The sequence below is a fragment of the Pseudomonas sp. B35(2017) genome, from assembly GCF_002113645.1.
Lineage (GTDB): Bacteria > Pseudomonadota > Gammaproteobacteria > Pseudomonadales > Pseudomonadaceae > Aquipseudomonas > Aquipseudomonas ekonensis.
Genome location: NZ_NEIZ01000013.1, coordinates 95,004 through 118,189 on the forward strand (window position 1 = coordinate 95,004; position 23,186 = coordinate 118,189).

Here is a 23,186-nt window from a genome sequence, read left to right on the forward strand (position 1 = left end):
GGGCCAAACGGCGCGCACAGCCCATTCATTCCGCGTCGGGCGGAATGGGTTTCAATGGATTGCAGGAATCAGGCGCGGGGCGGTCGCCACACCCCGGACGGGGTCGAGGCCGGCAGGGAATCGCTGAAGAAGGATTGCGTGACGGGGCTGAACACGGTGACGGGCGGCTTGAACACGGCGACCTGCAACAGGCCGCCGGTCTTGCATTCCTGGCCCGGTTTGCAGGGCGTGCCGTGAGAGGCTTTGGTGTCCTTGCCCATGTCCTGGCAGCAGTCCATCCCCATGCCGTCCATCATCGCCATGCCCATGGTTTTCAGCGGGCAAGGCTCGGTCGGCGCCGGAACGCCCGCCATCCCGCTGAGGGGAAGCGCCAGGCTGATCAGGAAGATGAGACAAAGCCGCAGGTAGCGTTTCATGGCCAGGAGTCTAGTGGCGCCTTCGGGTGCGTGCAAACGCGGGTGGGTGGACACGTGCCGGCGATCTCACCGGACAGGCATTAAGCCAGGATTACGGACAGGCCCCGGGCGTGGTGAAACTTTTCATCGGCGCCGGGTTCGATCACCTAACCTCATAGACTGTGTGATCAACCGGAATCGAGCCTTCCCATGCGCAACGCCTTGAAGTCATTGCTGTTCGTCGCCCTGGTGCTGTTCGGCCCGATGGCCGTCGGCGTGTCGGCCGAGGATGTGGCGCAAGCCGCCGATGCCGGCGCCGCGCCGCTGCCGGGGGTGTCGACGGATGACCTGCAGGCCTTGCAACAACGGCTCGACGGCCTCAAGCAGGAGATTTCCTCGGCCAGCAACTACAACCAGCTCGAAGCGCCCCAGGACCGGGTGCAGGATTACATCCTGGACATCGACCGGCTCTCCGCCGCGCTGCTGCCGCAACAGGCGCAACTGACGGTGCAACTGGGCGTGCTCGGCGCCGCGCCGGCCGAAGGCGTGGCCCCGGAACAGGCCGACATCGCGGCGCAGCGGGCCTCGCTCACGGCGCAGAAGGCCAGGGTCGACACCGCCCTGAAGAACCTGGCCACCCTCAAGGAAAGCGCCGCCGACCTGATCAACCAGATCGCCGGCATCCGTCGCAACCTGCTGGAAAGCGAACTGACCCTGGGCACGCTGAGCATCCTCAACCCGGATTTCTGGCGGCCGATGCTCGAACCGTCGGCGGACGACCGTCAGCGCCTGGGCGAATTCATCGCTCAGGTGAAGGCGACCGGCGCCGAGGTGTGGAAGCCCGGCCAGCGTTTCTACACCACGGTGCTGGTGCTGCTGGCCTTGCTGATCTGGACGCTGGGCCGGCGCTTCGCCGACCGCCAGATGGCGCAGTTCTGCATCCACCGCATGCCGGAGGGCCGCCTGCGCCGCAGCGCGCTGGCCAGTGCCTCGGCGATCGCCACCATCCTCACCACCGGCGTGGCCCTGCAATTGCTGTACTACGCCTGCACCCGCAACGAGCCGTTGACGCCGATGCTGGCGAGCTTTTCCGCCGAGTTCGAGAAGACCGTGTACGCCTGCGTGATGATCACCGGCCTGAGCCGGGCATTGCTGTCCACCGAGCACCCGTCGTGGCGCCTGCCAGACATCGCCGACCCGGTGGCGAAAGCGCTCAAGCCGTTTGCGCGGCTGCTGGCCGGGACGCTGCTGGTGCTGGTGACGCTGTCGCAGATGTGCGCCGCCGCCGGCATGAGCAGCCAACTGGTGATGGGCATCCGCGGGCTGGTGGCCCTGTTCGTGCTGGCGATCATCGTGACGATGCTGGTGCGCACCGGCAACGTGCGCAAGGCGCTGGTGATGGCCAACGGCGCGTCGGCGGAGGTCAGCACCCTGGCCGGGGCGATCTACGCCATCACCAGCGTGTCGATGGTGGTCTCGCTGATCGCCCTGCTCACCGGGTACGTGTCCCTGGCCCGCTTCGTGATCTACGAGCTGATCTGGAGCTACATCGTCCTGACCGGTTTCTACCTGCTGATGCAGCTGTTCAAGGACGGCTGCGAATTCCTGTTCTCACCCCGCCACGCCAGCGGCAAGGCGCTCAAGCACCTGCTGGGCATGAGCGACCGGCGCCTGGATCAGTTGTCGATTTTGCTGGCCGGCTTCGGCCGCGCCGCGCTGTTGCTGCTGACGGTGATCACCCTGTTCGTCGGCGGCATCGGCACCACGCTGGGGCAACTGGTCAGCAACATCGTGGCGATCCTCGGCGGCGCCGGCCTGCGCAAGCTCAACATCGTGCCGGGGCATCTGCTCAACGCGGTGCTGGCGCTGATGATCGGCATCTACCTGATCCGCGCCCTGCGCCGCTGGCTGGACAATGAGTTCCTGCCCAAGACCGACATGGACCCGGGCATGTGCGCGTCCCTCAGCACGCTGTTCTCCAACATCGGCTATGCGTTCGTGATCCTGCTGACGCTGTCATCGTTGGGGGTGCAGTGGACGAACCTGGCGTGGATCGTCAGCGCCCTGTCGGTGGGTATCGGCTTTGGCTTGCAGGAGATCGTCAAGAATTTCGTCTCCGGCCTGATCCTGCTCACCGAACGGCCCGTGAAGGTCGGCGACCTGATCAGCATCAGCGGCGTGGAGGGCGACATCCGCCGCATCAACGTGCGCGCCACGGAGATCCAGTTGAGCGACCGATCGATCGTGATCGTGCCCAATTCGCAGCTGATCTCGCAGAACCTGCGCAACGTCACCCTCGGCGGCAGCGCCCAGGGCGTGGCGACCCTGGAGCTGATGTTCCCGCTGGACATCGACCCGGAGCAGGTGAAGAACCTGCTGCTGGACACCTACCGCGAACACGAGACCCTCCTGGAAAAACCGGCGCCGTTCGTGCGCTTCAGCAAACTCTCGCCCGACGGCATCACCTTGACCGTCACCGGCTACGTCGCCAGCCCCCGGATCGTCGGCATCACCAAGAGCGACCTGCTGTTCGAGATCCTCAAACGCCTGGGCGCCGAGGGTATCGAATTGGCGAAACCACCGCCTGCGGCTTGAGCCACAGCTGTTGCCTGAGCCACCGCTATCGCCAGCAGGCTGGCTCCCACAAGGATTCCCGGCTGCCCGCAGCATCCCTGTACACCTCAGAAACCTGTGGGAGCTGGCTTGCCAGCGATGAGGCCAGCACAGCCAACATCTCAGTTGCCTGACCCACCGCCATCGCTGGCAAGTCGAGTCGTCGCACCGCAGCTCCCACAGGTATCCCGGTTGCCCGCAAGATCCAGGCACCCCGCAAAACCTGTAGGAGCTTGCCTGCCAGCGATGAGGCCAGCACTGCCAACATTTAAGTTGCCTGCCTCACCGCCATCGCCAGCAGGCTGGCTCCCGCAGGTATCGCCGGTGTCCACAAGATCCAGGCACCCCGCAAAACCTGTGGGAGCTGGCTTGCCAGCGATGAGGCCACCACTGCCGACACCCCTGTTGCCTGACCCACCGCCATCGCCAGCAGGCTGGCTCCCGCAGGTATCGCCGGTGTCCACAAGATCCAGGCACCCCGCAAAACCTGTGGGAGCTGGCTTGCCAGCGATGAGGCCACCACTGCCGACACCCCTGTTGCCTGACCCACCGCCATCGCCAGCAGGCTGGCTCCCGCAGGTATCGCCGGTGTCCACAAGATCCAGGCACCCCGCAAAACCTGTGGGAGCTGGCTTGCCAGCGATGAGGCCACCACTGCCGACACCCCTGTTGCCTGACCCACCGCCATCGCTGGCAAGCCAGCTCCCACAGGTATCCCAGGTGTTCACAAGATTCATGCACACCACAGGTCTGGTTCCCACTGCAGCAGGTTTGTATCTCAGTGTGTACAGACGCCATCGGGATACATCCCCCGGCATCTGGCATCGCAACCGGAAACAGCCCGGATACGTCCCTGGGCTTTAATGGATCCCAAGCCTGAAGGGTTCAGCCGGAACCCCTCGCCCATCCCATGCCAAGGAGAGTTCCCATGAAGCCAGCCCTGCACGCCACCTCTTGCGCCACCAGCCGCCGTCTGCTGGGCCTGTCGGTGCTTGCCGCCGCGCTGATGCAGTTCGGCGCGTTCGGCGTGGCCCAGGCCGCCACTTCGCAAGCGCCCCAGCCTGCCGCCGCCAGCGTGAAGGCCGACCTGCCGTTCGGCCCGCTCAAGCACGTCAAGGCCGGTCTGCTGGACGTGGCCTACGCCGAAACCGGCCCGGCCGACGGCCCGGTGGTGATCCTGCTGCACGGCTGGCCCTACGACATCCACAGCTACGACGACGTCGCACCGCAGCTGGCGGCCAAGGGCTACCGCGTGCTGATGCCGTATGCCCGCGGCTACGGCGACACCCGTTTCCTGTCCGAGCAGACCCCGCGCAACGGTCAGCCCGCCGCCCTGGCCAGCGACGTCATCGACTTCATGGACGCCCTGAAGATCAAGCAAGCCGTGCTCGGCGGCTACGACTGGGGCGCGCGTTCGGCGGACATCGTCTCGGCGCTGTGGCCCGAGCGTGTGAAGGCCCTGGTGTCGGTCAGCGGCTACCTGATCGGCAATCAGGCCGCCGGCAAGAACCCGCTGCCGCCCAAGGCCGAGCTGCAATGGTGGTATCAGTTCTACTTCGCCACCGACCGCGGCGCCGCCGGCTACGCGAAGAACACCCACGACTTCGCCAAGCTGATCTGGCAGACCGCCTCGCCGAAGTGGGCCTTCGATGACGCCACCTTCGACCGCAGCGCCAAGGCTCTGGAGAACCCCGACCACGTCGCCATCACCGTGTTCAACTACCGCTGGCGCCTGGGCCTGGTGCAGGGCGAGAGCCGCTACGAGGCGCTGGAGCAGAAGCTCGCCACCGCGCCGTCCATCGGCGTGCCGACCATCACCCTGGAGGGCGACGCCAACGGCGCGCCGCACCCGGCTCCGGAGGACTACGCCAAACGCTTCACCGGCAAGTACCAGTTCCGCCTGATCGACGGCGGCATCGGCCACAACCTGCCCCAGGAGAACCCGAAGGCGTTCGCCCAGGCCATCATCGACGCCGATCACCTTTAACCGCTCGCCCCCCAGCGGCCCGGAATCCCCTCCGGGCCGTTTTTTTGCGCTTGCCGATTGCCCCCGCCCTTCTATATTCAATGAGTCCCCGCCCTTCCGTTTTCCGTCGAGCGCGCCCATGGCCAGCACCGACCTGATCATCTGCGAGCACTGCGATGGCGTGTACCGCAAGGCCACGCTCGCCAAGCACCAGAAGACCCTCTGCGTGCGCTGCGGCGGCGTGCTCCAGCGCTACAGCGGCATGACCGTGCAGCAGCGCCTGGCCCTGAGCTTCACCGCCGCCATGCTGTGGCTGTTCGCCAATTTCTACCCGGTGATGAGCATCAGCATGCAGGGCCTGAAGAACAGCGCGACGCTGTGGGACTCGGTGCTCGCCCTGAGCCAGGGGCCGATCACCTTCATGGCCATGGTCGCGGCGATCGCGATCATCATCGCCCCGGCGTTCCAATTGGTGCTGCTGATCTGGGTGCTGTGCTTCGCCCTCGGTGCGCACCGGGCGCCGGGCTTCAAGCTGTGCATGCGCTGGCTGGAGACCCTGCGCCCCTGGAGCATGCTGGAGGTGTGCCTGCTCGGCGCCATGGTCGCGGTGTTCAAGCTGGCGGGCATGCTGGATGTGCTGCCGGGCATCGGCCTGTTCGCCCTCGCCGTATTGAGCCTGTTGCTGATCCGCATCGCCGGGCGCGACGTGCGCGACCTCTGGGAGCTGCCATGAACCGACCGCCGACCGCCGCCGAACTCAACCTGTGCCTGTGCCACAGCTGCGGGCTGGCCTGCGACATGACCGGCGAACCGCACACCTGCCCGCGCTGCGACGCCCCGCTGCACCGGCGCAAGACCAACTCGCTGGCGCGCACCTGGGCCTACATGTTCGCGGCCCTGGCCTTCTACGTGCCGGCCAACCTGCTGCCGGTGATGAACACCACCCTGCTGGGCAACGGCGCCGACAGCACGATCATGAGCGGGGTCATCGAGTTCTGGGAGCACGGCGCCTGGGACATCGCCCTGATCATCTTCATCGCCAGCATCGCGGTGCCGGGAATCAAGTTCGTCGCCCTGTCGCTGCTGCTGGTCAGCGTGCAGCGCAACAGCGCCTGGGCCCGGCGCGAGCGTTCGAAGCTGTACCGCTTCGTCGAGCTGATCGGGTATTGGTCGATGCTGGATGTACTGGTGGTGGCGCTGGTGGCGGCACTGGTGAAGTTCCAGGCCCTGGGCGACATCGAGCCACGGCCGGGCATTCTGTTCTTCGGGCTGGTGGTGGTGTTCACCATGCTCTCGGCGATGAGCTTCGACCCGCGCCTGATCTGGGACGAGCCGGCGGCCGACGGCGCCGTGGAAGACGCCGCCGGCCCTTAACGCCTGCGCGTCAAGAGGCGTCGATCCAGATCGTCTTCAGCTCCGTGTACTGGTCGTGGGCCCAGACCGACTTGTCGCGCCCGCCGAAGCCGGACTCCTTGTAGCCGCCGAACGGCGTGGAGGCGTCGCCCTCGCCAAAGCAGTTCACCGTGACGATGCCGGCACGAATGCCCCGCGACAGTTTCAGCGCATGGCGCAGGCTGCCGGTGTAGGCCGACGCCGCCAGGCCGTAGGCGGTGTCGTTGGCCAGGTCGATGGCCTCGTCCACCGTGGTGAAGGTGGTCACGCCCAGCACCGGGCCGAAGATTTCCTCCTGGAACAGACGGCTGTCACGGGTGACGCCATCGATGATCGTCGGCTCGACGAAGATGCCCTTGGCCGTGTCGCCGCCGACCCGCAGCGAGAGCTGTCGATCCCTGGCTTCGTCGAGGTAGCCGCGCACCTTGTCGAAATGCGCCTTGCTGATCATCGACCCCAGGCGGTTCTCCGGATCCAGCGGATCGCCCATCTTCCAGTCCGCCAGTTGCGCCAGCATGCGTTCGAGCAAGGCTTCCTTGACGTCGGCGTGCACGATCAGCCGCGACGACGCCGAGCAGTTCTCGCCCATGTTCCAGAACGCGCCGTTGACCACATGCCGGGCGACGTGGTCGAGGTCTTCGACGTCGTTCATCACCACTGCCGGGTTCTTGCCGCCGCACTCCAGCACGATGCGCTTGAGGTTGGATTCGCTGGAGTACTTGAGGAACAGCCGGCCGGTGTCGGTGGAACCGGTGAAGCTGACCATGGCCACGTCCGGGTGGCGGCCCAGCGGCTCGCCCGCCTCTTTGCCGCCGCCTGGCACCACGTTGAACACGCCCGCCGGGATCCCGGCCTGGTGCGCCAGCTCGGCCACGCGCAGGGTGCTCAGGGTGGTTTCCTTGGCCGGTTTGACCACCACCGAACAGCCGGCGGCCAAGGACGGGCCGATTTTCCAGGCCAGCATCAGCAGCGGGAAGTTCCACGGCAGCACCAGGCCGACCACGCCGATGGGCTCGCGCACGACCATCGTCACCGCGCCGGAGCCGGTGGGCGCCGTCGCGTCGTAGACCTTGTCGATCAGTTCGGCGTGCCAGCGCAGCGTATGGATCGTCTCGGGCACGTCGATGGTCTGGCATTCGCGGATCGGCTTGCCGCTGTCCAGGCTTTCGAGCAGCGCCAGTTCGTGGGCGTTGTCCTCCAGCAGTTGGGCGAAGCGCAGCAGCACCGACTTGCGCGCCGACGGCGCCAGCGATTGCCAGCGGCCGTCGTCGAACGCCCGCTTGGCGGCGGCGACGGCGGCGTCCACGTCCTGGGCGCCGCACGCCGCGATCTCGGTCAGCACCTCGTCGGTGGCCGGGTTGGTGGTGGTGAAGGTCTTGCCGGACAACGCCGCGCAGAACGCGCCGTCGATGAAGGCGCGGTTGCGCAGTTCCAGCCCGGCGGCCAGGTCACGGTATTGCTGACGGCTCAGAAGATCGCTCATGTCAGGCCTCCCCGACGATGCGGGCGACGTTGTCCTTGAGCGTCGTGACGACGCGCTCCAGCGCCTGCCGCTCGGCGGCGTCCAGCGCCAGCATCGGCTTGCGCACGCCGCCGGCGCGCAGGCCCGCCAGCTCGCAGCCGTACTTGATGGACTGGACGAACTTGCCGCTTTCCAGCGCATCCATCAGCGGCAGCATCGCCGACATGATCCGCCGGCCCTTGTCGAAGTTCTTTTCCAGGACGCACGCTTCATACAGCGCGACGTGCTCGCGGGGCAGGAAGTTGGAGCCGGCGCACACCCAGCTGCGGGCGCCCCAGGCGAAGAATTCCAGGGCCAGGTCGTCCCAGCCGCAGGACAGCTGGATCGACGGATAGGCGTGGGCCAGACGGTGCAGGCGCGCGGTGTCGCCGGAGCTTTCCTTGATCGCGACGATGTTCTTGCAGCCGGCGATGGCGTCGAAGAATTCGTTGCCCATCCCCACGCCCATCCGCGCCGGGTAGTTGTAGAGCATGATCGGCAGGCCCGCGGCCTCGTCCACGGCCAGTACGTGGGCGGCGATTTCCTGCTGGGTCGGCAGCGCATAGGGCGGCGAGCCCACCAGGATGGCGTCGGCCTCCAGGGACTTGGCGTGTTCGGCGAAGTACACCGCGTCTTCGGTGCGGATGCCGCCGGTGCCGATCACCAGCGGCACGCGGCCCTTGATGAACGCCTTCGCCTGCTCGGCCACCTTCAGCCGCTCGGCGGCGGTGTGGGCGTAGTACTCGCCGGTGGAACCGCCGATGACGATGCCGTGCACGCCGGATTCGATCAGGTGCTCGATCACCTCGGCGAACGCGGCGTAATCGATCTGGCCATCGGCGGACAGCGGCGTTATGGCGGGGGTAAAGATGCCGTCAAAGTTCATGGGTCTTCTCCAGTGTGTGCGATGTTCAAACGGTTGCGAAAACGTGGCGTTCAGCTTTCCCGGCCCGCGCGGTACTGCCCCCACTTGAGGTTCATGTTCACCCCCAGCGACAGGAACGGTTCGGGCGGATTGCCGTTGGGCCCCGGGGCTTCGAGCAGGAAATCGATCAAGGGGTCGCGCGCGCCGGCCAGCCAGTCGGCCAGCAACTGGCCGGTGACGGTGCCGCGGGTGACGCCCAGGCCGTTGCAGCCCAGCGCGCCGTAGACGTTGGGCGCCAGCTCGCCGAAAAAGCCGTTGTGGTTCCGCGACATGGCCAGCGCCCCGCCCCAGGTGTACTCGAACGTGACGTCCGGCAGCATCGGGAAGCGCTGGTCGAACGAGGCCTTGTGGCGGCGCACGAAGCGTTCGTTGTACTTGCGGTTGCTGCGCCCGTCGGGGTTGAAGCTGAAGCTGTTGCGGATCAGCAGGCGGTTGTCCGGGGTGCGCCGCACGGTGGTGCCGAACGGGTCGGCCGGGATCGCGCCCCAGTAGGGTTTGCCGCCCAGCCGCGCCTGCTCGTCGGCGGTCAGGGGCCGGGTGATGCTGGCGTAGGTGTAGATCGGCAGCATGCGGCCCTGCAGAAAACCGAAACGCATGCCGAACGAGTTGTTGGCCAGGATCAGCTTGTCGGCGGTGAGGCTGCCGTAGGCGTGCCGGAGCACGGTCTTGGCGCCGTACTCCACTTCCAGGATCGGCGTGCGCTCGTACAGGGTGACGTTCGCCGGCAGGCTGTCCGCCAGCCCTTTCACCAGCGCCGACGGTTGCAGCAGCACCGCCCCCGGCGTGTACAGCGCCCGGCGGTAGAACCGCGTGCCCAGGTGCTCGGGCAATTCGTCCTCATTGATCATCTGGTAAGGCTGGCCGAGCTTGTCCAGGCCCAGGCGATAGGCATCCAGCACCGCGATGCCGCGGTCCTCCACGGCGGCCTGGTACTTGCCGCAGGCCTTCATCTGGCACTCGATGCCGAACTGGTCCACCAGCTCGCGCAGGATCGACTGCCCGGCCAGGTTGAGCTTGAGGCTGGTGCGGGCCAGGCCGATGTCGCCGATGTAGTCCTCGGCGCCGATATCGTGGGGCAGGTCGATGGCGAACCCGGCGTTGCGGCCCGACGGCCCCAGCCCCACTTCCTGGGCCTCGACCAGCACCACGCTGTCGTCGGGAAAATTCAGCGCCAGCCGCCGGGCCGCCGCGAGCCCGGTGAAACCGGCGCCCACCACCACCCAACGGGCGCTGGTGTGCCCCCGGTGGCCGGGCTCGGGGCTGCGCGGGCGGCTTAAGTGGAACCAGCCGCAGCTGTCATCATCGGCGGGCAACGAACTGACTTTCATAGTGTTGAACCGTTTAGTATCCAAAGGGCAAATCGAACCCGGCACGCAGCGAACGCGCGCAGTGGCGTTTGATGAAAACAACTGTCGAACGGAGCGCCGGTGGAGGCGCTTCAGTCAGAAGCCGGCGGCGACGGCGTAGCGCCCGCCGTGGTGCTCATGCACATGGTGGTAGTCCCTGAAGGTCATCGGCGGCAGCCCGAACAGATCCTTGAACCGCTTGTAGAAGTGCGGATAGCTGACGAACCCCGTGGCCAGCGCCACGTCCGTCAGTGAGCGGTCGCTCTGCACGATCAGTTGCCGCGCCCGGGTCAGGCGCAGTTCCAGGTAATAGCGGTTGGGCGCCGCCTTCAGGTACTGGGCAAACCGTCGCTCCAGTTGCCGGCGGGACACACCGACGTGGCTGGCGATCTCGTCGATCTCCAGCGGCTCCTCGATGTGCCGTTCCATCAGCGAGAGCGCGGCGTCCAGCGGCTTGGGGATCAGCGCCGGGCGAACCTCGGCGCCGCGCGGCGGAACCTGCGACCGGGGTTGGTGAACCCGTTTGATTTCGCCCACCCGCGACGCATCGCTGCCCGCCCCCAGTTCCTCCATGATCGCCAGCACCATGTCCAGGGCCGAGGGCGCCGTGGCGCAGGTGGCCCGACGCTGCCCGAAGGCGACGTCGCAGCCGCTGTCGCTCAAGTGCGGGAAGTACTCGCCGAGCAACGCGCGGCTGTCGCTGTGGCAGGCGAAGTCCTGGCCGTCGAGCAGGCCCGCGTCGGCCAGGAAGAACGCCGCGTTCCAGCACCCCGCCACTACGCCTTTGCCGGCGGCCGTGCGTTTCAGCACCCGGCGCAGCAGCGGCTGGGGCGACAGCCGCACGCGCTGGCCGCCGACCACGATCACCGCGTCATGGCTGAAGCCTTCGGCCACCAACCGGCCAGACGACAGCGGCACGCCCACGTCGCTGTCCACCGGGCCGCCCTGCAACGACCAGGTGGAGACTTTGTAGAACGTGTCGCCGTTGATCAAGTTGGCCGTGGCCAGGGCGTCCATGGCGGTGGACAGGCTGGTCAGCGAGAAATGGTCGAGCAGGATGAACGCCACGCGCACGGTGCGCTCATGCCCCGCCGAATGCGCGGATGGCCGGAACCCGATGTTCTGCAGTTTCAATGTGCTCTGGAAAGTGTCCATCTCGCGCCTCCCCTTGACCTTCGTTGAACCGGCCGTTGCCCGGCCGCCTGTCTGCCGCCCGGGCTCACTTGCCCGCAGCGGCCCGCGCATCGCTGAGCCAGCCGTCGTAGGCGGCCTGGTGGGCCTTGATCCACTCGGCGGCATGGCGTTTGATGTCGGCCAGGGACTTCTCGCCGTTCTGCATCCGCAGGTTCTGCGCGCTCTCGTCGGCGGTGCTGATGCTGACCTCCGACAGGAACTTGCGGGCCACCGGGTTCTTCGCGGCGAAGTCCTTGTTCATCACGGCGTTGATCGTGTCCACCGGGAAGCCCAGGTTCTTGCCTTCGTAGAAGGTGTCCTGGCTTTCCTTGCCCTCGGGCAGGTCGGTGTAAGGCACCGGCAGCCAGACCACGTCGCGGCCCTCGACCAGCACGCTGGAGATCCACTGCGGCACCCAGGTGAAGAACAGCACCGGCTTGCCTTGCTGGTAGCGGGCGATGGTGTCCGCCATCAGGGCGAAGTACGAGCCGCGGTTGTCGACCACCGTCGGCCCCAGGCCGTAGGCCTTCATGTGGTGCTCGACCATGACTTCGCAGCCCCAGCCGGGGTTGCAGCCGGTGAGGTCGGCCTTGCCGTCGCCGTTGCTGTCGAACAGCTTGGCGATCTCCGGCTTTTTCAGGTCCGAGAGGTCCTTGATGTGGTAGGCCTCGGCGGTCTTCTTGTCGATCAGGTAGCCCTGCAGCACGCCCTTCATGATCTGCCCGACCTTGACCATCACGTCGTCGCCGCCGGCCTTCTCGTAGAACGATTCGTGCAGGTGCTCCCACTCGTGCACGGTGAAATCCGCATCGCCGTAGGACAGCGCCAGGAACATCGCCGGGTAGTCGGTCTCCTTCGGCGGCTTGACGTCGTAGCCCAGTTCCTTGAGGCCGGCGATCACCACCTCGCCGCGAAAGCGCTCTTCGGCGATGGTCGGGAAAATCGGGGTGATCGACACGCCGGCGCCGGGCTTGGCGGCGTCGGCCGCGAAAGCCGCCGCGCTCAGAAAGGTGCCCAGGACAGACGCCGCCACGGTCGCCACGACGCTTTGCTTAAGGTTTGCCAATTTCATGTTTCACCACGCTTAGGAGTGTTGTTCGGTGAGCAGAAAGGATCAATTGATGACCGCGCGGGCCACGTTCTTCTTTTTCTTCAGTTTCATGACCAGGCCGACCGGGCCGGTCTGGTACCAGCGCTGGCCGGTCGCCAAGTCGCTGCTGCGCTCGCCCATGGCCTGAGTCAGGCGGTCGAGGAACACCGCCAGCAGCACCAGCCCGGCGCCGCCGACGCTGGCCAGGCCCATGTCGAGGCGGCCGATGCCGCTGAGCACCATCAGGCCCAGGCCGCCGACCGAGATCATCGACGCGACGACCACCATCGACAGCGACAGCATCAGGGTCTGGTTCAGCCCGGCCATCATCGTCGGCGCGGCCAGCGGCAGTTGCACCTTCATCAGCATCTGCGTCGGCGTGCAGCCGAACGCTCGCGCCGCCTCGACCTTGTCCGCCGGCACCTGGCGGATGCCGAGGTTGGTCAGGCGCACCAGCGGCGCGACGGAGAAGATGATCGTGACGATCACCCCCGGCACGTTGCCGATGCCGAACAGCATCACCACCGGCACCAGGTACACGAACGCGGGCAGCGTCTGCATGGCGTCGAGCACCGGGCGGATGACCATTTCGGTGCGGTCGCTGCGAGCGCAGAGGATGCCCAGCGGGATGCCGATCACCGCGCAGAACAGCAGCGAGGTCAGCACCAGCGCCAGGGTGACCATGGCGTCGTTCCACACGCCGATCAGGCCGAGCCCGGTCAGCGTCGCCACGCTGAAGATCGCGATGCGCTTGCCGCCGATCTGCCAGCTGATCAGGCCGGCGATGAGGATGAACACCGTCGGCGGCACCGACAGCAGGCTCCACTGGACGCCGTCGAGCACTTGGTCGACCGGCCAGCGAATGGAACGGAACACGTCCCGGAAGTTATGAACCAGATATTTAAGGACGGTCTCGACCCAAGTTCCCAAAGGAATGTTCAAACTTTGGAAAGGATCCATAAAGTTAAAGTCCGACATGATGCTACCTCGCCTTCATCTACCGCTTGGCATTTCGAAAGAACAACTGTTCAGTTATTGCAGAGGCAACTAAGCAGATGCCCCTGGGAGATCGAACCTTTATAAAGGCCCACTTCATCCACCACCGGAATGGGCGCGGCCGACGCGGCGACAAGATGGAATATTTCCTTCAATGAGGCCTCGGCGCGGATGGGCGTCTGCTGCCCCGGCGTATAGGTGATGGCCGCGTCCTGCTGCGCGATGTCGCCGGCCTTGAGGATCCGGCTGGTGTCGAAGCCGTTGAAGAAGTCCCGCACGTATTGGTTGACCGGATTGCACAGCAGCTCGCGCGGCGTGCCGATCTGCACCACGCGCCCGCCTTCCATGATCGCGATGCGGTGGCCGATGCGCACGGCCTCTTCGATGTCGTGGGAGATGAAAATGATGGTGCGGTCCTGTTCGGCCTGGAGCTTGATCAGCTCGCCCTGCATTTCGCTGCGGATCATCGGGTCGAGGGCGGAGAACGCCTCGTCCATCAGCAGGATCGCCGGGTCGTTGGCCAGGGCTCGGGCCAGGCCGACACGCTGTTGCATGCCGCCGGACAGTTGATGGGGAAAGCTGAATTCCTGGCCGGCCAGGCCGACCTGTTCCAGGGCGCCCATGGCCCGGCAGTAGCGTTCCTTTTCGCCGACGCCGCTGATCTCAAGGCCAAAGCTGACGTTGTCGATGACGCTCATGTGGGGCATCAGGGCGAACGACTGGAACACCATGCCCATGTCCTTGCGCCGCACCTGCAAAAGGTCCTTGTCGCCCAGGCCGGTGATTTCCTTGCCGTTGAGGAAGATGCTGCCGCTGGTGGGTTCGATCAGGCGGTTGAACAGCCTGACCATGGTGGACTTGCCCGAACCGGACAGCCCCATGATGACGAAGATCTCGCCGCGCCGAACCGAGAAGTTGGCGTCGAACACGCCGATGGCCTGGCCGGTCTTCTTGAACACTTCGGCTTTCGAGGCGCCCTCTTCGATCAACTTCATCGCCAGTTCCGGATGAGTGCCGAACACTTTATAGACGTTCTTTACGCAAATGATGTCGTCGCAGCGATTCATACCTTGCCTCCTTCGCATTGTGCATATGGCTTACTTGGCGATATGCATTGGGGCGAACTTGTTGTTGAGCGGCAGCGGTCATGCTTATAGGTCGTCACGACGGGTTTCCTTTTATTGTTTTTGGGGCCCCAGGAAAGAGGGACGATTCAAATCTATTAGCATCCCTGTTTACATTCCAACGACATTTACAGGCACCAGTTGATAACGTCGGGTTATCGATTGCGCAGGCCGTTGCCGGAGCAGGCGAAGAACGTCCGCCAGCGACCGGGGCTATCCTTGCTGCGACACCGGCATATCCCCGCGCGCAGGCATCCGATACCCTCGTCGCGCTTCAATGCACAGCGCAGGCGTACCGTGAGGAGGCTGTACCGATGACCAAGCATGTGGACCCAGACACCGTCCTTTTGAAAATGCCGTCGCTGCGGGCGGTGAAGGCGTTCGTCGCGGCCGCCAAGTACCTGAGCTTCACCCGGGCGGCCGAAGCGCTGTGCGTGTCCCAGGCCGCCATCAGCCGGCAGATCCGCGAGTTGGAAAGCTACCTGGGCGCGCAGCTGTTCACCCGGGTGGGCCGCGCCGTCGAACTGACTTCGGCGGGCGCGCTGTTCTTCGATGCCGCGCAGCTGTCGTTCGTCAACATCGCCCAGGCCGCCGAGCGCATCCGCAGCAGCCAGTCGGGCAAGAAAGTCCTGACCGTCTGCTGTTCGCCGGCGTTCTCCGCCCTGTGGCTGTCGAACCATTTGCCCGAGTTCTTCGCCCAAAGCGAGGGCATCGAGCTGAACCTGATCACCACGCAGAACTTCCTGACCATGGAGCCGGGCGTCCAGCCCGACATCTTCATCACCAAGATCGCGCGCATCCGCGAGGGGTACAGGAATTACCCGCTGTGCCACGACATCATCTACCCGGTGTGCACGCCGCAGTTCCTGGAGAAGCACCCGGAGATCTCGACCATCGAAGGCGTGCGCGACTCGGCCCTGCTGAACCTCAGCCCCTACGGCCGCTCGCAGGTGGCCGAGCACGTCGACTGGGGCGTGTGGCTGGCGTTCCAGGCCATCGACATCGACGACCGGCCGGCCGCCAGCCCGCAGATCTTCAACGCCAACGACTACAACCTGCTGATCAGCATGGTGCTGACCCATCAGGGCATCGCGCTGGGCTGGAACCACCTGGTGGCGCCGCTGCTGCAGCAAGGCTTGCTGGTGCGCCCCATCGAGCAGGAAGTCCAGTTGCGCAACAGCTGGCACTACCTCAGCTGCCGGGACGGCGCGGACAACGAAGACGCCCTGCGGCGCTTTCGCGAGTGGATCCTCTCCAAGTTCCCCCGCCGCTGAGCCAGGGTGCTGTGCATTCGGTCCGGTTATCGATTGCACGGCGAAAATGTCGTTGGAGCCTCACCGCCTTCCTGACCCATTGTTGAGCCGCGCCGGCCAGGCACTGGTTCGGCTCTCTCACAGGAAGGAATTGCTGAATGTCACTCTACGAATTCTGCCGCGGTTTCGATTTCCTCGACGCGCCGCCCCGCACCCGGGAGATCCTGCAGGACAGCCTGCTGGACATCGTCGGCGTGATGGCGGGCGCCGCGTCCAACGACACGAGTACGATGCTGCGCCGCTTCGCCCGGTCGCACTACCCCGCCGCGGCCTTCACCAGCCGCCTGCCTTTCGACGGCCATCCGGTCAACGTGCTCGGGGCCGGTTGGGCCGGTGGCTTCTGCGCCGACAGCCTCGACGCCCATGAAGGCCATTTCCGTTCCAAGGGCCATGCCGGCGCCACCGTGGTGCCGGCGCTGCTCGCCCTGGCGGATGCGTTGCACCGGCAAGGCAAGGCCATCAGCGGCCATGAACTGCTGACCGCGCTGTGCATCGGCTATGAAACCGCCCTGCGCGCCGGCACCGCGCTGATGGCGACCTCGCCCACCTACCACGCCTCCGGCGGGTTCTCGGCCATCGGCGTGGTCTGCGCCGGTGCCCGCTTGCTGGACTTCGACGCAGCGACCTTCCGCCATGCCTTGGGCATCGCCGAATACTTCAGCGCCCGTTGCCCGATGATGCGCGTGGTGCTGGCGCCGACCATGCTGCGCGACGCCCACGGCGCCGGGGCGTTCACCGGGCTGAATGCGCTGCTGATGGCCATGGAGGGCGTGACCGGCGCGCCGGCGGAAACGGTCGAGGATGCCTCGGTGGCCGAACACTGGAGCGACCTCGGCCAGCGCTGGGAAATCGACAGCCAGTACTTCAAGCCCTGGCCGGTCTGCCGCTGGGCGCAGCCGGCGCTGACGGCGATGCTGGAACTGCAGCGCATCGATCCCGGCCTCACCGCCGACGCCATCGAAACGCTCCGCGTGGAGACCTTCTACGAGTCGATGTGCCTGCAAGGCCACACGCCGCATGACGCCGACCAGGCCCAGTACGCCCTCGCCTTCCCGCTGGCGGCGCTGATCGTCAGGGGCCGGCTGGGGCCGGAAGAAGTCACCGGCGCGGCCATCCACGCCGCCGACATCCTGGCCCTGAGCCGGCGCATCGAGGTCGTCGAGGCCGCCGATCTCTCGGCGCGGTTCCCCGGCGAAATCCTTTCGCGGCTCACCGTCACCCGCAAAGACGGCAGCCAGGTCGTCAGCCCCATCACCGCCGCCCGTGGCGACCCCGCCACGGCACTCACGGCGCTGGAGCTCGAACACAAGTTCGATCTGTTCGCTGCCCGCCTCGGCCAGGAACACGCCCAGGCCGTGAAACAGGCCGTGCGGCAACTGGCCCGGGCACCGTCCGCCATCGTGGCGCTGGAGCCGCTGTTCCAGGCGTCCGACCGCTCCGTTCCATAACCTCAACGCATCGATTGCCCGCAGCAAATGTCGTTTGTGACGGTTTTCCTCCCGGGGATAGGCTGCTGTCAGTCATCCCCGGCGGGAAACCGGCCCCAACGCTCATGGCGAGGAAAACAATGAACAACAAAGACACCGTGCTTGACCTGATCAAACAGCGCAAACCCTGGCATTCGTTGCCGGGCGCCCTCTACAAGGACGAAGAGGTCTACCGGCAGGACCTGGAGCACCTCTGGCACAAGGACTGGATCTTCGCCGGGCACACCTTCGAGATCCCCAAGCCGGGCCAGTACTTCACTTTGCAGGTCGGCGATTACCCGGTCGCGGTGGTGCGCGGCAAGGACGGCGAAGTGCGCGCCTTCCACAACGCCTGCCGCCACCGCGGCGCGAAGATCTGCGAAGCCGATCACGGCAAGGTGGCGAAGATGGTCTGCCCCTACCACAAGTGGACGTACGAGCTGGACGGCAACCTGCTGTTCGCCGGCAACATGGGCCAGGACTTCGACAAGACGCAATACAACCTCAAGCCCGTGCACTGCGAGATCGTGCACAGCTACATCTATGTCTGCGTCGCGGCCAAGGCGCCGGACTTCGAGGGTTTCCGCAAGGCAGTCAGCCCGTTCCTCGCCCCGCACTTCCTCGACGACTGCAAAGTGGCGTTCGAGTCGAACATCGTCGAAAAGGGCAACTGGAAACTGGTGTTCGAGAACAACCGCGAGTGCTACCACTGCGACGGTTCGCACCCTGAGCTGCTGAAGTCGTTCGTCGACAACCTGTCGGTGGGCGGCACCAGCGGCGAGGACGACCCCGTGCTGTCGGCCTACTGGAACACCTGCGAGAGCGCCGGGCTGCCGAGCCGCCTGGTGATGGACATCAAAGGCCAGTTCCGCATGACCCGCATCCCGCTGTCGTCCGGCGCGGTGAGCTACACCCTGGACGGCAAGCCGGCGGTGGCCGGCAGGCTCGACAAGACCGGCGAACCGGACATCGGCGCGCTGCTGTACTTCCACTACCCGTCCACCTGGAACCACTTCCTGGGCGACCATGCGCTGAGTTTCCGGGTGCTGCCGATCAGCGCCACCGAGACGCTGGTGACCACCAAGTGGCTGGTGCACGGTTCGGCGGTGGAAGGCGTGGACTACGACATCGAGCGGCTGACCAAGGTCTGGCTCGCCACCAACGACCAGGACCGCACGCTGGTGGAAGGCACGCAGCGCGGCGTGACGTCGCCGTCCTACGAGCCGGGGCCCTACTCGGAAACGGCGGAGACCGGCGTGTGCCAGTTCGACGACTGGTACTGCGCCACCCTGACGGAGCGGCTCCAGGGGCCGATCCCGCTGAAGTCCGTGGGCTGAGCCGGCGGCCGGCGCGACGCGGAGGCGCGCGCCGGCACCCGGTCAGTGCGGGGCGCGGGGGATGGTCTTGAGCAGGTCTTCGGGGCTGATGTGGCCGACCACGCTGCCCGGCTGCGGCAGGTCGAGGATGTGGCCTTTCATCTTGCCGATCACGTGCATCTCGCACGGCTTGCAGTCGAACTTGAGGGTCAGCACCTCGTCGCCGTGGATCAGCTGCATCGGCGCCACCTTGGTGCGCACGCCGGTCACGCCCTTGGCCTGTTTCGGGCACAGGTTGAAGGAGAACCGCAGGCAGTGCTTGGTGATCATCACCGGCACTTCGCCCGGTTCTTCGTGGGCCTCGTAGGCCGCGTCGATCAGCTTGACCCCGTGACGGTGGTAGAAGTCGCGGGCCTTCTGGTTGTAGACGTTGGCCAGGAACGACAGGTGCGACTCCGGGTACACCGGCGGCGGCGTGGTCTCGGCCTTGCGCCCGCCACGCGGGTGGGCGGCGATCCGCGCCTCGGTCAGCGCGTCGATCACTTCGCGGCGCAGGGCCTTGAGCTGCGAGTTCGGGATGAAGAACGCCTGCGGCGCGTCCAGCTCGACGGCGGTGGCGTGGTACTGGGTGGTGCCCAGTTGGCCGAGCAGGTCGTGCAGTTGCTCCAACGCCTGCTCCGGCTTGTTGGCCAGGCCGAACGGGCCGTCCAGGGCCACGCTGGCGCTGACGCCCTCCTCGCTGGTGACGGTCAGTTCCAGACGCTCTTCGCGCAGACGCGCCGCCCACGACACGCCGACCCGGCGTTCGGCGGAGGTCTTGAGCAAGGCCTGCTGCCAGTTGTGGTCGAGGTTGCGGTTGAGCGGATGGTTCGGCCGCAGCTTGTACATGCCTTCCGGCATTTCGTTGGGCTCGACGCGGTAGCGGTAGCGCTTTTCGCCGTCTTCGTCGAACTCGCCCTTGGGCTCGGCGATGTTGGCGCGGAAACCCACCACTTCGCGCTTGATCAGCACGTTGAGGCCGTCGCCGTTGGACAGCGGCTCGTGGGTGACCACTTGCAGGTCACGCTTGCCGACTTTCTCCACGGTGCCCACGGCCAGGCCGGTGAAGGTCGGCGAGTCGAACGCGCCGATGTCGATCTTGCGCTCGCTGACGAAGTAGTCGGTGCTGCCGCGGTGGAAGGTCTTTTCCGGATCCGGCACGAAGAAGTGCGCGGTGCGGCCGCTGGAGGCGCGGGCCAGGTCCGGGCGGTCTTCGAGCACGGCGTCCAGGCGCTGGCGGTAGTAGGCGGTGATGTTCTTCACGTAGCCCATGTCCTTGTAGCGCCCTTCGATCTTGAACGAACGCACGCCGGCCTCGACCAGGGCGCGGATGTTGGCGCTCTGGTTGTTGTCCTTCATGGACAGCAGGTGCTTTTCGTAGGCGATCACGCCGCCCTTCTCATCCTTGAGGGTGTACGGCAGGCGGCAGGCCTGGGAGCAGTCGCCGCGGTTGGCGCTGCGGCCGGTCTGCGCGTGGGAGATGTTGCACTGCCCGGAGAACGCCACGCACAGCGCGCCGTGGATGAAGAATTCGATGGCCGCGTCGGTCTCGTCGGCGATGGCGCGGATTTCCTTGAGGTTCAGCTCACGGGCCAGCACCAGCTGGGAGAAACCGGCCTGATCGAGGAACTTGGCCCGTGCCAAGGTGCGGATGTCGGTCTGGGTGCTGGCGTGCAGCTCGATCGGCGGGATGTCCAGCTCCATCACCCCCAGGTCCTGGACGATCAGCGCATCGACGCCGGCGTCGTACAACTGATGGATCAGCTTACGCGCCGGCTCCAGTTCGTTGTCGTGCAGGATGGTGTTGATGGTGGTGAAGATCCGCGCGTGGTAGCGGCGGGCGAACTTCACCAGCTCAGCGATCTCGCTCACCTCGTTGCAGGCGTTGTGGCGCGCACCGAAGCTCGGGCCGCCGATGTAGACGGCATCGGCGCCGTGCAGGATGGCCTCGCGGGCGATGGCCACATCGCGGGCAGGGCTGAGCAGTTCCAGGTGATGCTTGGGCAAGGACATAGTTTTTTTAATCAGGCTGACACGGTTGAGGCGCGCATTGTAGCTGCGAAACGGCCGGGCGGCACGCGTGCCCTGCCCGATGGCGGTGGGTCAGGCACCACAGATGTCGGCAGGACTGCCCTCTTCGCTGGCAAGTCGAATCGTCGCACCGCAGCTCCCACAGGGTTTGGTGGTGTACAGCGATTGCGAACACCTGGGATCACTGTGGGAGCTGGCTTGCCAGCGATGAGGCCGGCATTGCCGACATCATCATTGGCTGACCCGCTCGCTCCCGCCAAGGGATCGGGATCAGGCCTTGGCGGCCATGGCGGTGACTTCCACGCGCATGCCGTCCACGGCCAGGGAGGCCACGCCGACGGCGGCGCGCACTGGCCAAGGCTTGGCGAAGAAGCGCTTGTAGACTTCGTTGAACGCCGCGCGGTCGGCCATGTCGGTGAGGTAGATGGTCAGGTGCAGCACCCGGTCCATCGAGCTGCCGGCCTTCTCCAGCGCCACTTTCAGCGCTTGCAGGGTGCATTCGCTTTGCAGGGTGATGTCGCCCAGCTCAAGGCTGCCGTCGGCGCGGGTCGGGATCTGGGTGGAGACCAGCAGGCCGCCGAAGCCGGCGACGTCGGAGGAAATGGAGTCCGCATCGGGATCGGGGATGAAGGTGATGTCCGCGTTGGCCATGGCTATCTCTTGTCGGTGGATGGAAAAACGGCGGCCAGTGTAAGCCAGATGTCCGCCGTTGCCGACCCCGCGAACACCCGGCAGGCCACCTGCTCACCGCCCCCGCCGAAGCGCCTCAACGATACGGCAACACGTCGAACGCCACGCCGCTGTTGCCCCAGCCGGCCGGCGGTGTCGTCGTCAGGCCGTAGCCATAGGCGGTCTGCGGCTTGCCGTGCTTGTCGGTGAACGGCTTGATGTACTGGTACAGCGGTGCACTGTCCGGCTGCCCGGCGACGAGCCCGAAGAACGGCGCCTGCTCGCGGGTGCCGAACGGGAAGTCGCTGTCCAGGGTGTAGCAGTAGCGCTCAGGATCGTGCGCCTGGTACTGGTAGACCGGCACGTTGCCGGCAGCGGCCACCGTCGGCGCGTAGAACAGCGGAACGGGAAACTGCCAGCCCCCCGAGGGCGGGCACATCCCCAGGCAATCGCCGATGCCGCCTGCCGATGCGTAGTTGTAGCGACGGATCAGCACCTGGTCGTTCAGTCCGAGGATCACCCCGCACAGCCAAGGGTCGATGAAGTCGAGGTAAACGATGTTCGGGCGCCGCCCTTGCCTGAGCGTCTTGTCGGCAAGCACCTGGGGCAACCACGGGTTGGCCATGCCGGCCAGCACCTCGATATCGCGCACCTGCGTGTCCCCGGTCAACGTCCACGACAGCAAGAACAGATAACTGTCCCCCCAACCGCCGTATTTGCCGAGCTTGGCCGTCTGGTCGCCGGCCATGGTCGGGTAATCGGTCTGGTCGGCGTAATGGTCGTAGACCGTCAGATCCCGCCCGATGACCGACGACGGGTTTTCCGTCGTGTCGAAGTACGGCCAGATCCCCTGCGCCTGGTCCCACTCCCCCTCGAACTCGCTGTCGAACACCATGACGATCTTGCCTTTCATCATGCTCAACGGCGTCTGCGCGAGATTGGTTCCCGAGCCCTGTTTCGGGAGCATCAGCCGCATCGACTGGGTCTTCACCACGTCGATGATGCTGTCGATCGTGTCCGTGTAGGTGTGGGAGAACTTGAGGATGACCACTTCCTCATTGCCGCTGGGGCCGGTAAGAAAGGCCTGCACATCCGTGAGGATGTCGCTCAGCAGCGCCCCGTAGGCGCCGTAGCCGGTGTCCCCGTGATAGGTCGACAGGTGGCCGTCGCGCCAGCAGATCCGCAGATCGAAATAGCGCGAACCGGCCTGAAGCTGCTGCAGGGTGGTCAGGCTCTGGGTCTTGGCCCACTCGCCGCCGCCCCCCAACGGATAGTCGTGGGTCACGTACATGCCCGCGTCGTGGCTGCCGGGCATCGTCACGTCGTTGAGCAGGATGCCGGGCTTGCGCTTCTGCAGCGCCCCCATCCAGCCGGAATGGTCGGGCACCGCCACCGTCCGGATGTAGAGGCCGTTGGTGCCGTGGGAGCTGTCGCCCACATCGCCCCCGGTGCTGCGCCACACCTCCAGGCCCTGCGCCGTGCCGGTGTGGGGGATCACGCCGATGTGCCGGGTCTGCGCGCTTTGCTGGTCGTCCGTGAAGCTCAGGGTGGTGCCGTCGGCGAAGGTCAGCCCGACGGTGAAGTTCGCCGGGGCGGCAATCAGCTCGACGTAACCTGTGACCGAATCCTGGTTGGGCAAAGGGCCGTGGATGAACCCCGACGGGTCATTGCCCTTTTCGAAGCCGCTGGCGCCGCTGACCAGCATGGCCGCGATGTCGTGCCCGCTCACGTTCACGAGACACAAGGTTGTTCGTTGGCTCATGGCATCCATTCCTGTCGGCTGATTGACGATGAAGGATCAACGCTAGCAGGCCTTGGCGAAAACGCACTG

18 protein-coding genes are annotated in these 23,186 nt (G+C 65.9%); 7 read left to right on the forward strand and 11 right to left on the reverse strand.

Annotation, left to right across the window (positions count from 1 at the left end; genetic code table 11):
* Nucleotides 1-68: 68 nt before the first annotated feature.
* Nucleotides 69-416, reverse strand: a complete 348-nt coding sequence (locus CAG41_RS20120) for a hypothetical protein (protein WP_085707388.1) — start codon at nt 414-416, stop codon at nt 69-71.
* A 189-nt stretch (nt 417-605) separates the two neighbouring features.
* On the opposite strand from CAG41_RS20120, the gene CAG41_RS20125 reads away from it, so the two are divergent.
* From CAG41_RS20125 to CAG41_RS20150, 4 genes are all read left to right on the forward strand, one after another.
* A complete protein-coding gene (locus tag CAG41_RS20125) occupies nt 606-2,990 on the forward strand; it encodes a DUF3772 domain-containing protein (protein WP_085585620.1) in 2,385 nt (794 codons plus the stop codon).
* Between the two features lie 946 nt (nt 2,991-3,936).
* Nucleotides 3,937-4,995: an alpha/beta fold hydrolase gene (locus CAG41_RS20140; RefSeq protein ID WP_085585618.1), complete on the forward strand. Its 1,059-nt coding sequence runs from the start codon at nt 3,937-3,939 to the stop codon at nt 4,993-4,995.
* 118 nt (nt 4,996-5,113) lie between these two features.
* Nucleotides 5,114-5,707 (forward strand): paraquat-inducible protein A, encoded by a 594-nt coding sequence (locus CAG41_RS20145; RefSeq protein WP_085632907.1) that lies wholly within the window; start codon nt 5,114-5,116, stop codon nt 5,705-5,707.
* On the forward strand, nt 5,704-6,348 hold the full coding sequence (locus CAG41_RS20150; protein ID WP_085585614.1) for a paraquat-inducible protein A: 645 nt from the start codon (nt 5,704-5,706) through the stop codon (nt 6,346-6,348). The genes CAG41_RS20145 and CAG41_RS20150 overlap by 4 nt, the downstream gene beginning before the upstream one ends.
* Before the next feature lie 10 nt (nt 6,349-6,358).
* Here CAG41_RS20150 and CAG41_RS20155 read toward each other — a convergent pair whose 3' ends face one another.
* From CAG41_RS20155 to CAG41_RS20185, 7 genes are all read right to left on the reverse strand, one after another.
* The gene (locus tag CAG41_RS20155; RefSeq protein ID WP_085656456.1) at nt 6,359-7,849 is read right to left on the reverse strand and encodes an aldehyde dehydrogenase; all 1,491 of its coding nucleotides are present in this window, start codon (nt 7,847-7,849) and stop codon (nt 6,359-6,361) included.
* Between the two features lies 1 nt (nt 7,850).
* Entirely contained in the window at nt 7,851-8,753 is a 903-nt protein-coding gene (locus CAG41_RS20160; protein ID WP_085632901.1) for a dihydrodipicolinate synthase family protein, read from the reverse strand.
* 50 nt (nt 8,754-8,803) lie between these two features.
* Nucleotides 8,804-10,120: an FAD-binding oxidoreductase gene (locus tag CAG41_RS20165; protein WP_085632899.1), complete on the reverse strand. Its 1,317-nt coding sequence runs from the start codon at nt 10,118-10,120 to the stop codon at nt 8,804-8,806.
* A 114-nt stretch (nt 10,121-10,234) separates the two neighbouring features.
* Complete coding sequence (locus CAG41_RS20170; protein WP_085632897.1) at nt 10,235-11,293, reverse strand: GlxA family transcriptional regulator; 1,059 nt, start codon at nt 11,291-11,293, stop codon at nt 10,235-10,237.
* A 64-nt stretch (nt 11,294-11,357) separates the two neighbouring features.
* Nucleotides 11,358-12,383, reverse strand: a complete 1,026-nt coding sequence (proX, locus tag CAG41_RS20175) for a glycine betaine/L-proline ABC transporter substrate-binding protein ProX (RefSeq protein ID WP_085585603.1) — start codon at nt 12,381-12,383, stop codon at nt 11,358-11,360.
* A gap of 42 nt (nt 12,384-12,425) precedes the next feature.
* Entirely contained in the window at nt 12,426-13,379 is a 954-nt protein-coding gene (proW, locus tag CAG41_RS20180; protein WP_085585600.1) for a glycine betaine/L-proline ABC transporter permease ProW, read from the reverse strand.
* Nucleotides 13,380-13,429: 50 nt separating this feature from the next.
* Entirely contained in the window at nt 13,430-14,464 is a 1,035-nt protein-coding gene (locus tag CAG41_RS20185) for a glycine betaine/L-proline ABC transporter ATP-binding protein (RefSeq protein ID WP_085632892.1), read from the reverse strand.
* A 371-nt stretch (nt 14,465-14,835) separates the two neighbouring features.
* Between CAG41_RS20185 and CAG41_RS20190 the strand changes: the two genes are divergently transcribed.
* The 3 genes from CAG41_RS20190 (at nt 14,836) to CAG41_RS20200 (ending at nt 18,637) form a co-directional block, all read left to right on the forward strand.
* The gene (locus tag CAG41_RS20190; RefSeq protein WP_085707391.1) at nt 14,836-15,795 is read left to right on the forward strand and encodes a LysR family transcriptional regulator; all 960 of its coding nucleotides are present in this window, start codon (nt 14,836-14,838) and stop codon (nt 15,793-15,795) included.
* Between the two features lie 137 nt (nt 15,796-15,932).
* Nucleotides 15,933-17,282, forward strand: coding sequence for an MmgE/PrpD family protein (locus CAG41_RS20195; protein ID WP_085707392.1), 1,350 nt, complete (start codon nt 15,933-15,935; stop codon nt 17,280-17,282).
* A gap of 119 nt (nt 17,283-17,401) precedes the next feature.
* Complete coding sequence (locus tag CAG41_RS20200) at nt 17,402-18,637, forward strand: aromatic ring-hydroxylating dioxygenase subunit alpha (protein ID WP_085707393.1); 1,236 nt, start codon at nt 17,402-17,404, stop codon at nt 18,635-18,637.
* A gap of 42 nt (nt 18,638-18,679) precedes the next feature.
* Here the strand turns inward: CAG41_RS20200 and CAG41_RS20205 are convergent, their stop codons facing one another.
* The 3 genes from CAG41_RS20205 to CAG41_RS20215 all read right to left on the reverse strand — a co-directional run bounded on the left by CAG41_RS20205 (nt 18,680) and on the right by CAG41_RS20215 (nt 23,117).
* Nucleotides 18,680-20,668, reverse strand: coding sequence for a U32 family peptidase (locus CAG41_RS20205; RefSeq protein ID WP_085585590.1), 1,989 nt, complete (start codon nt 20,666-20,668; stop codon nt 18,680-18,682).
* 288 nt (nt 20,669-20,956) lie between these two features.
* A complete protein-coding gene (locus tag CAG41_RS20210) occupies nt 20,957-21,337 on the reverse strand; it encodes a RidA family protein (protein WP_085585588.1) in 381 nt (126 codons plus the stop codon).
* A 115-nt stretch (nt 21,338-21,452) separates the two neighbouring features.
* Nucleotides 21,453-23,117 (reverse strand): hypothetical protein, encoded by a 1,665-nt coding sequence (locus CAG41_RS20215; RefSeq protein WP_139834987.1) that lies wholly within the window; start codon nt 23,115-23,117, stop codon nt 21,453-21,455.
* Between the last annotated feature and the right edge of the window lie 69 nt (nt 23,118-23,186).

Excerpts from the sequence above, each read along its gene's own strand:
- CAG41_RS20205 (WP_085585590.1), bottom strand. The coding sequence starts at position 20,668 with ATGTCCTTGCCCAAGCATCACCTGGAACTGCTCAGCCCTGCCCGCGAT.
- CAG41_RS20125 (WP_085585620.1), top strand. The coding sequence starts at position 606 with ATGCGCAACGCCTTGAAGTCATTGCTGTTCGTCGCCCTGGTGCTGTTC.
- CAG41_RS20150 (WP_085585614.1), top strand. The coding sequence starts at position 5,704 with ATGAACCGACCGCCGACCGCCGCCGAACTCAACCTGTGCCTGTGCCAC.
- CAG41_RS20145 (WP_085632907.1), top strand. The coding sequence starts at position 5,114 with ATGGCCAGCACCGACCTGATCATCTGCGAGCACTGCGATGGCGTGTAC.
- proX (WP_085585603.1), bottom strand. The coding sequence starts at position 12,383 with ATGAAATTGGCAAACCTTAAGCAAAGCGTCGTGGCGACCGTGGCGGCG.
- CAG41_RS20155 (WP_085656456.1), bottom strand. The coding sequence starts at position 7,849 with ATGAGCGATCTTCTGAGCCGTCAGCAATACCGTGACCTGGCCGCCGGG.
- CAG41_RS20200 (WP_085707393.1), top strand. The coding sequence starts at position 17,402 with ATGAACAACAAAGACACCGTGCTTGACCTGATCAAACAGCGCAAACCC.
- CAG41_RS20190 (WP_085707391.1), top strand. The coding sequence starts at position 14,836 with ATGACCAAGCATGTGGACCCAGACACCGTCCTTTTGAAAATGCCGTCG.
- CAG41_RS20170 (WP_085632897.1), bottom strand. The coding sequence starts at position 11,293 with ATGGACACTTTCCAGAGCACATTGAAACTGCAGAACATCGGGTTCCGG.
- proW (WP_085585600.1), bottom strand. The coding sequence starts at position 13,379 with ATGTCGGACTTTAACTTTATGGATCCTTTCCAAAGTTTGAACATTCCT.
- CAG41_RS20165 (WP_085632899.1), bottom strand. The coding sequence starts at position 10,120 with ATGAAAGTCAGTTCGTTGCCCGCCGATGATGACAGCTGCGGCTGGTTC.
- CAG41_RS20195 (WP_085707392.1), top strand. The coding sequence starts at position 15,933 with ATGTCACTCTACGAATTCTGCCGCGGTTTCGATTTCCTCGACGCGCCG.
- CAG41_RS20185 (WP_085632892.1), bottom strand. The coding sequence starts at position 14,464 with ATGAATCGCTGCGACGACATCATTTGCGTAAAGAACGTCTATAAAGTG.
- CAG41_RS20160 (WP_085632901.1), bottom strand. The coding sequence starts at position 8,753 with ATGAACTTTGACGGCATCTTTACCCCCGCCATAACGCCGCTGTCCGCC.
- CAG41_RS20120 (WP_085707388.1), bottom strand. The coding sequence starts at position 416 with ATGAAACGCTACCTGCGGCTTTGTCTCATCTTCCTGATCAGCCTGGCG.
- CAG41_RS20140 (WP_085585618.1), top strand. The coding sequence starts at position 3,937 with ATGAAGCCAGCCCTGCACGCCACCTCTTGCGCCACCAGCCGCCGTCTG.
- CAG41_RS20215 (WP_139834987.1), bottom strand. The coding sequence starts at position 23,117 with ATGAGCCAACGAACAACCTTGTGTCTCGTGAACGTGAGCGGGCACGAC.
- CAG41_RS20210 (WP_085585588.1), bottom strand. The coding sequence starts at position 21,337 with ATGGCCAACGCGGACATCACCTTCATCCCCGATCCCGATGCGGACTCC.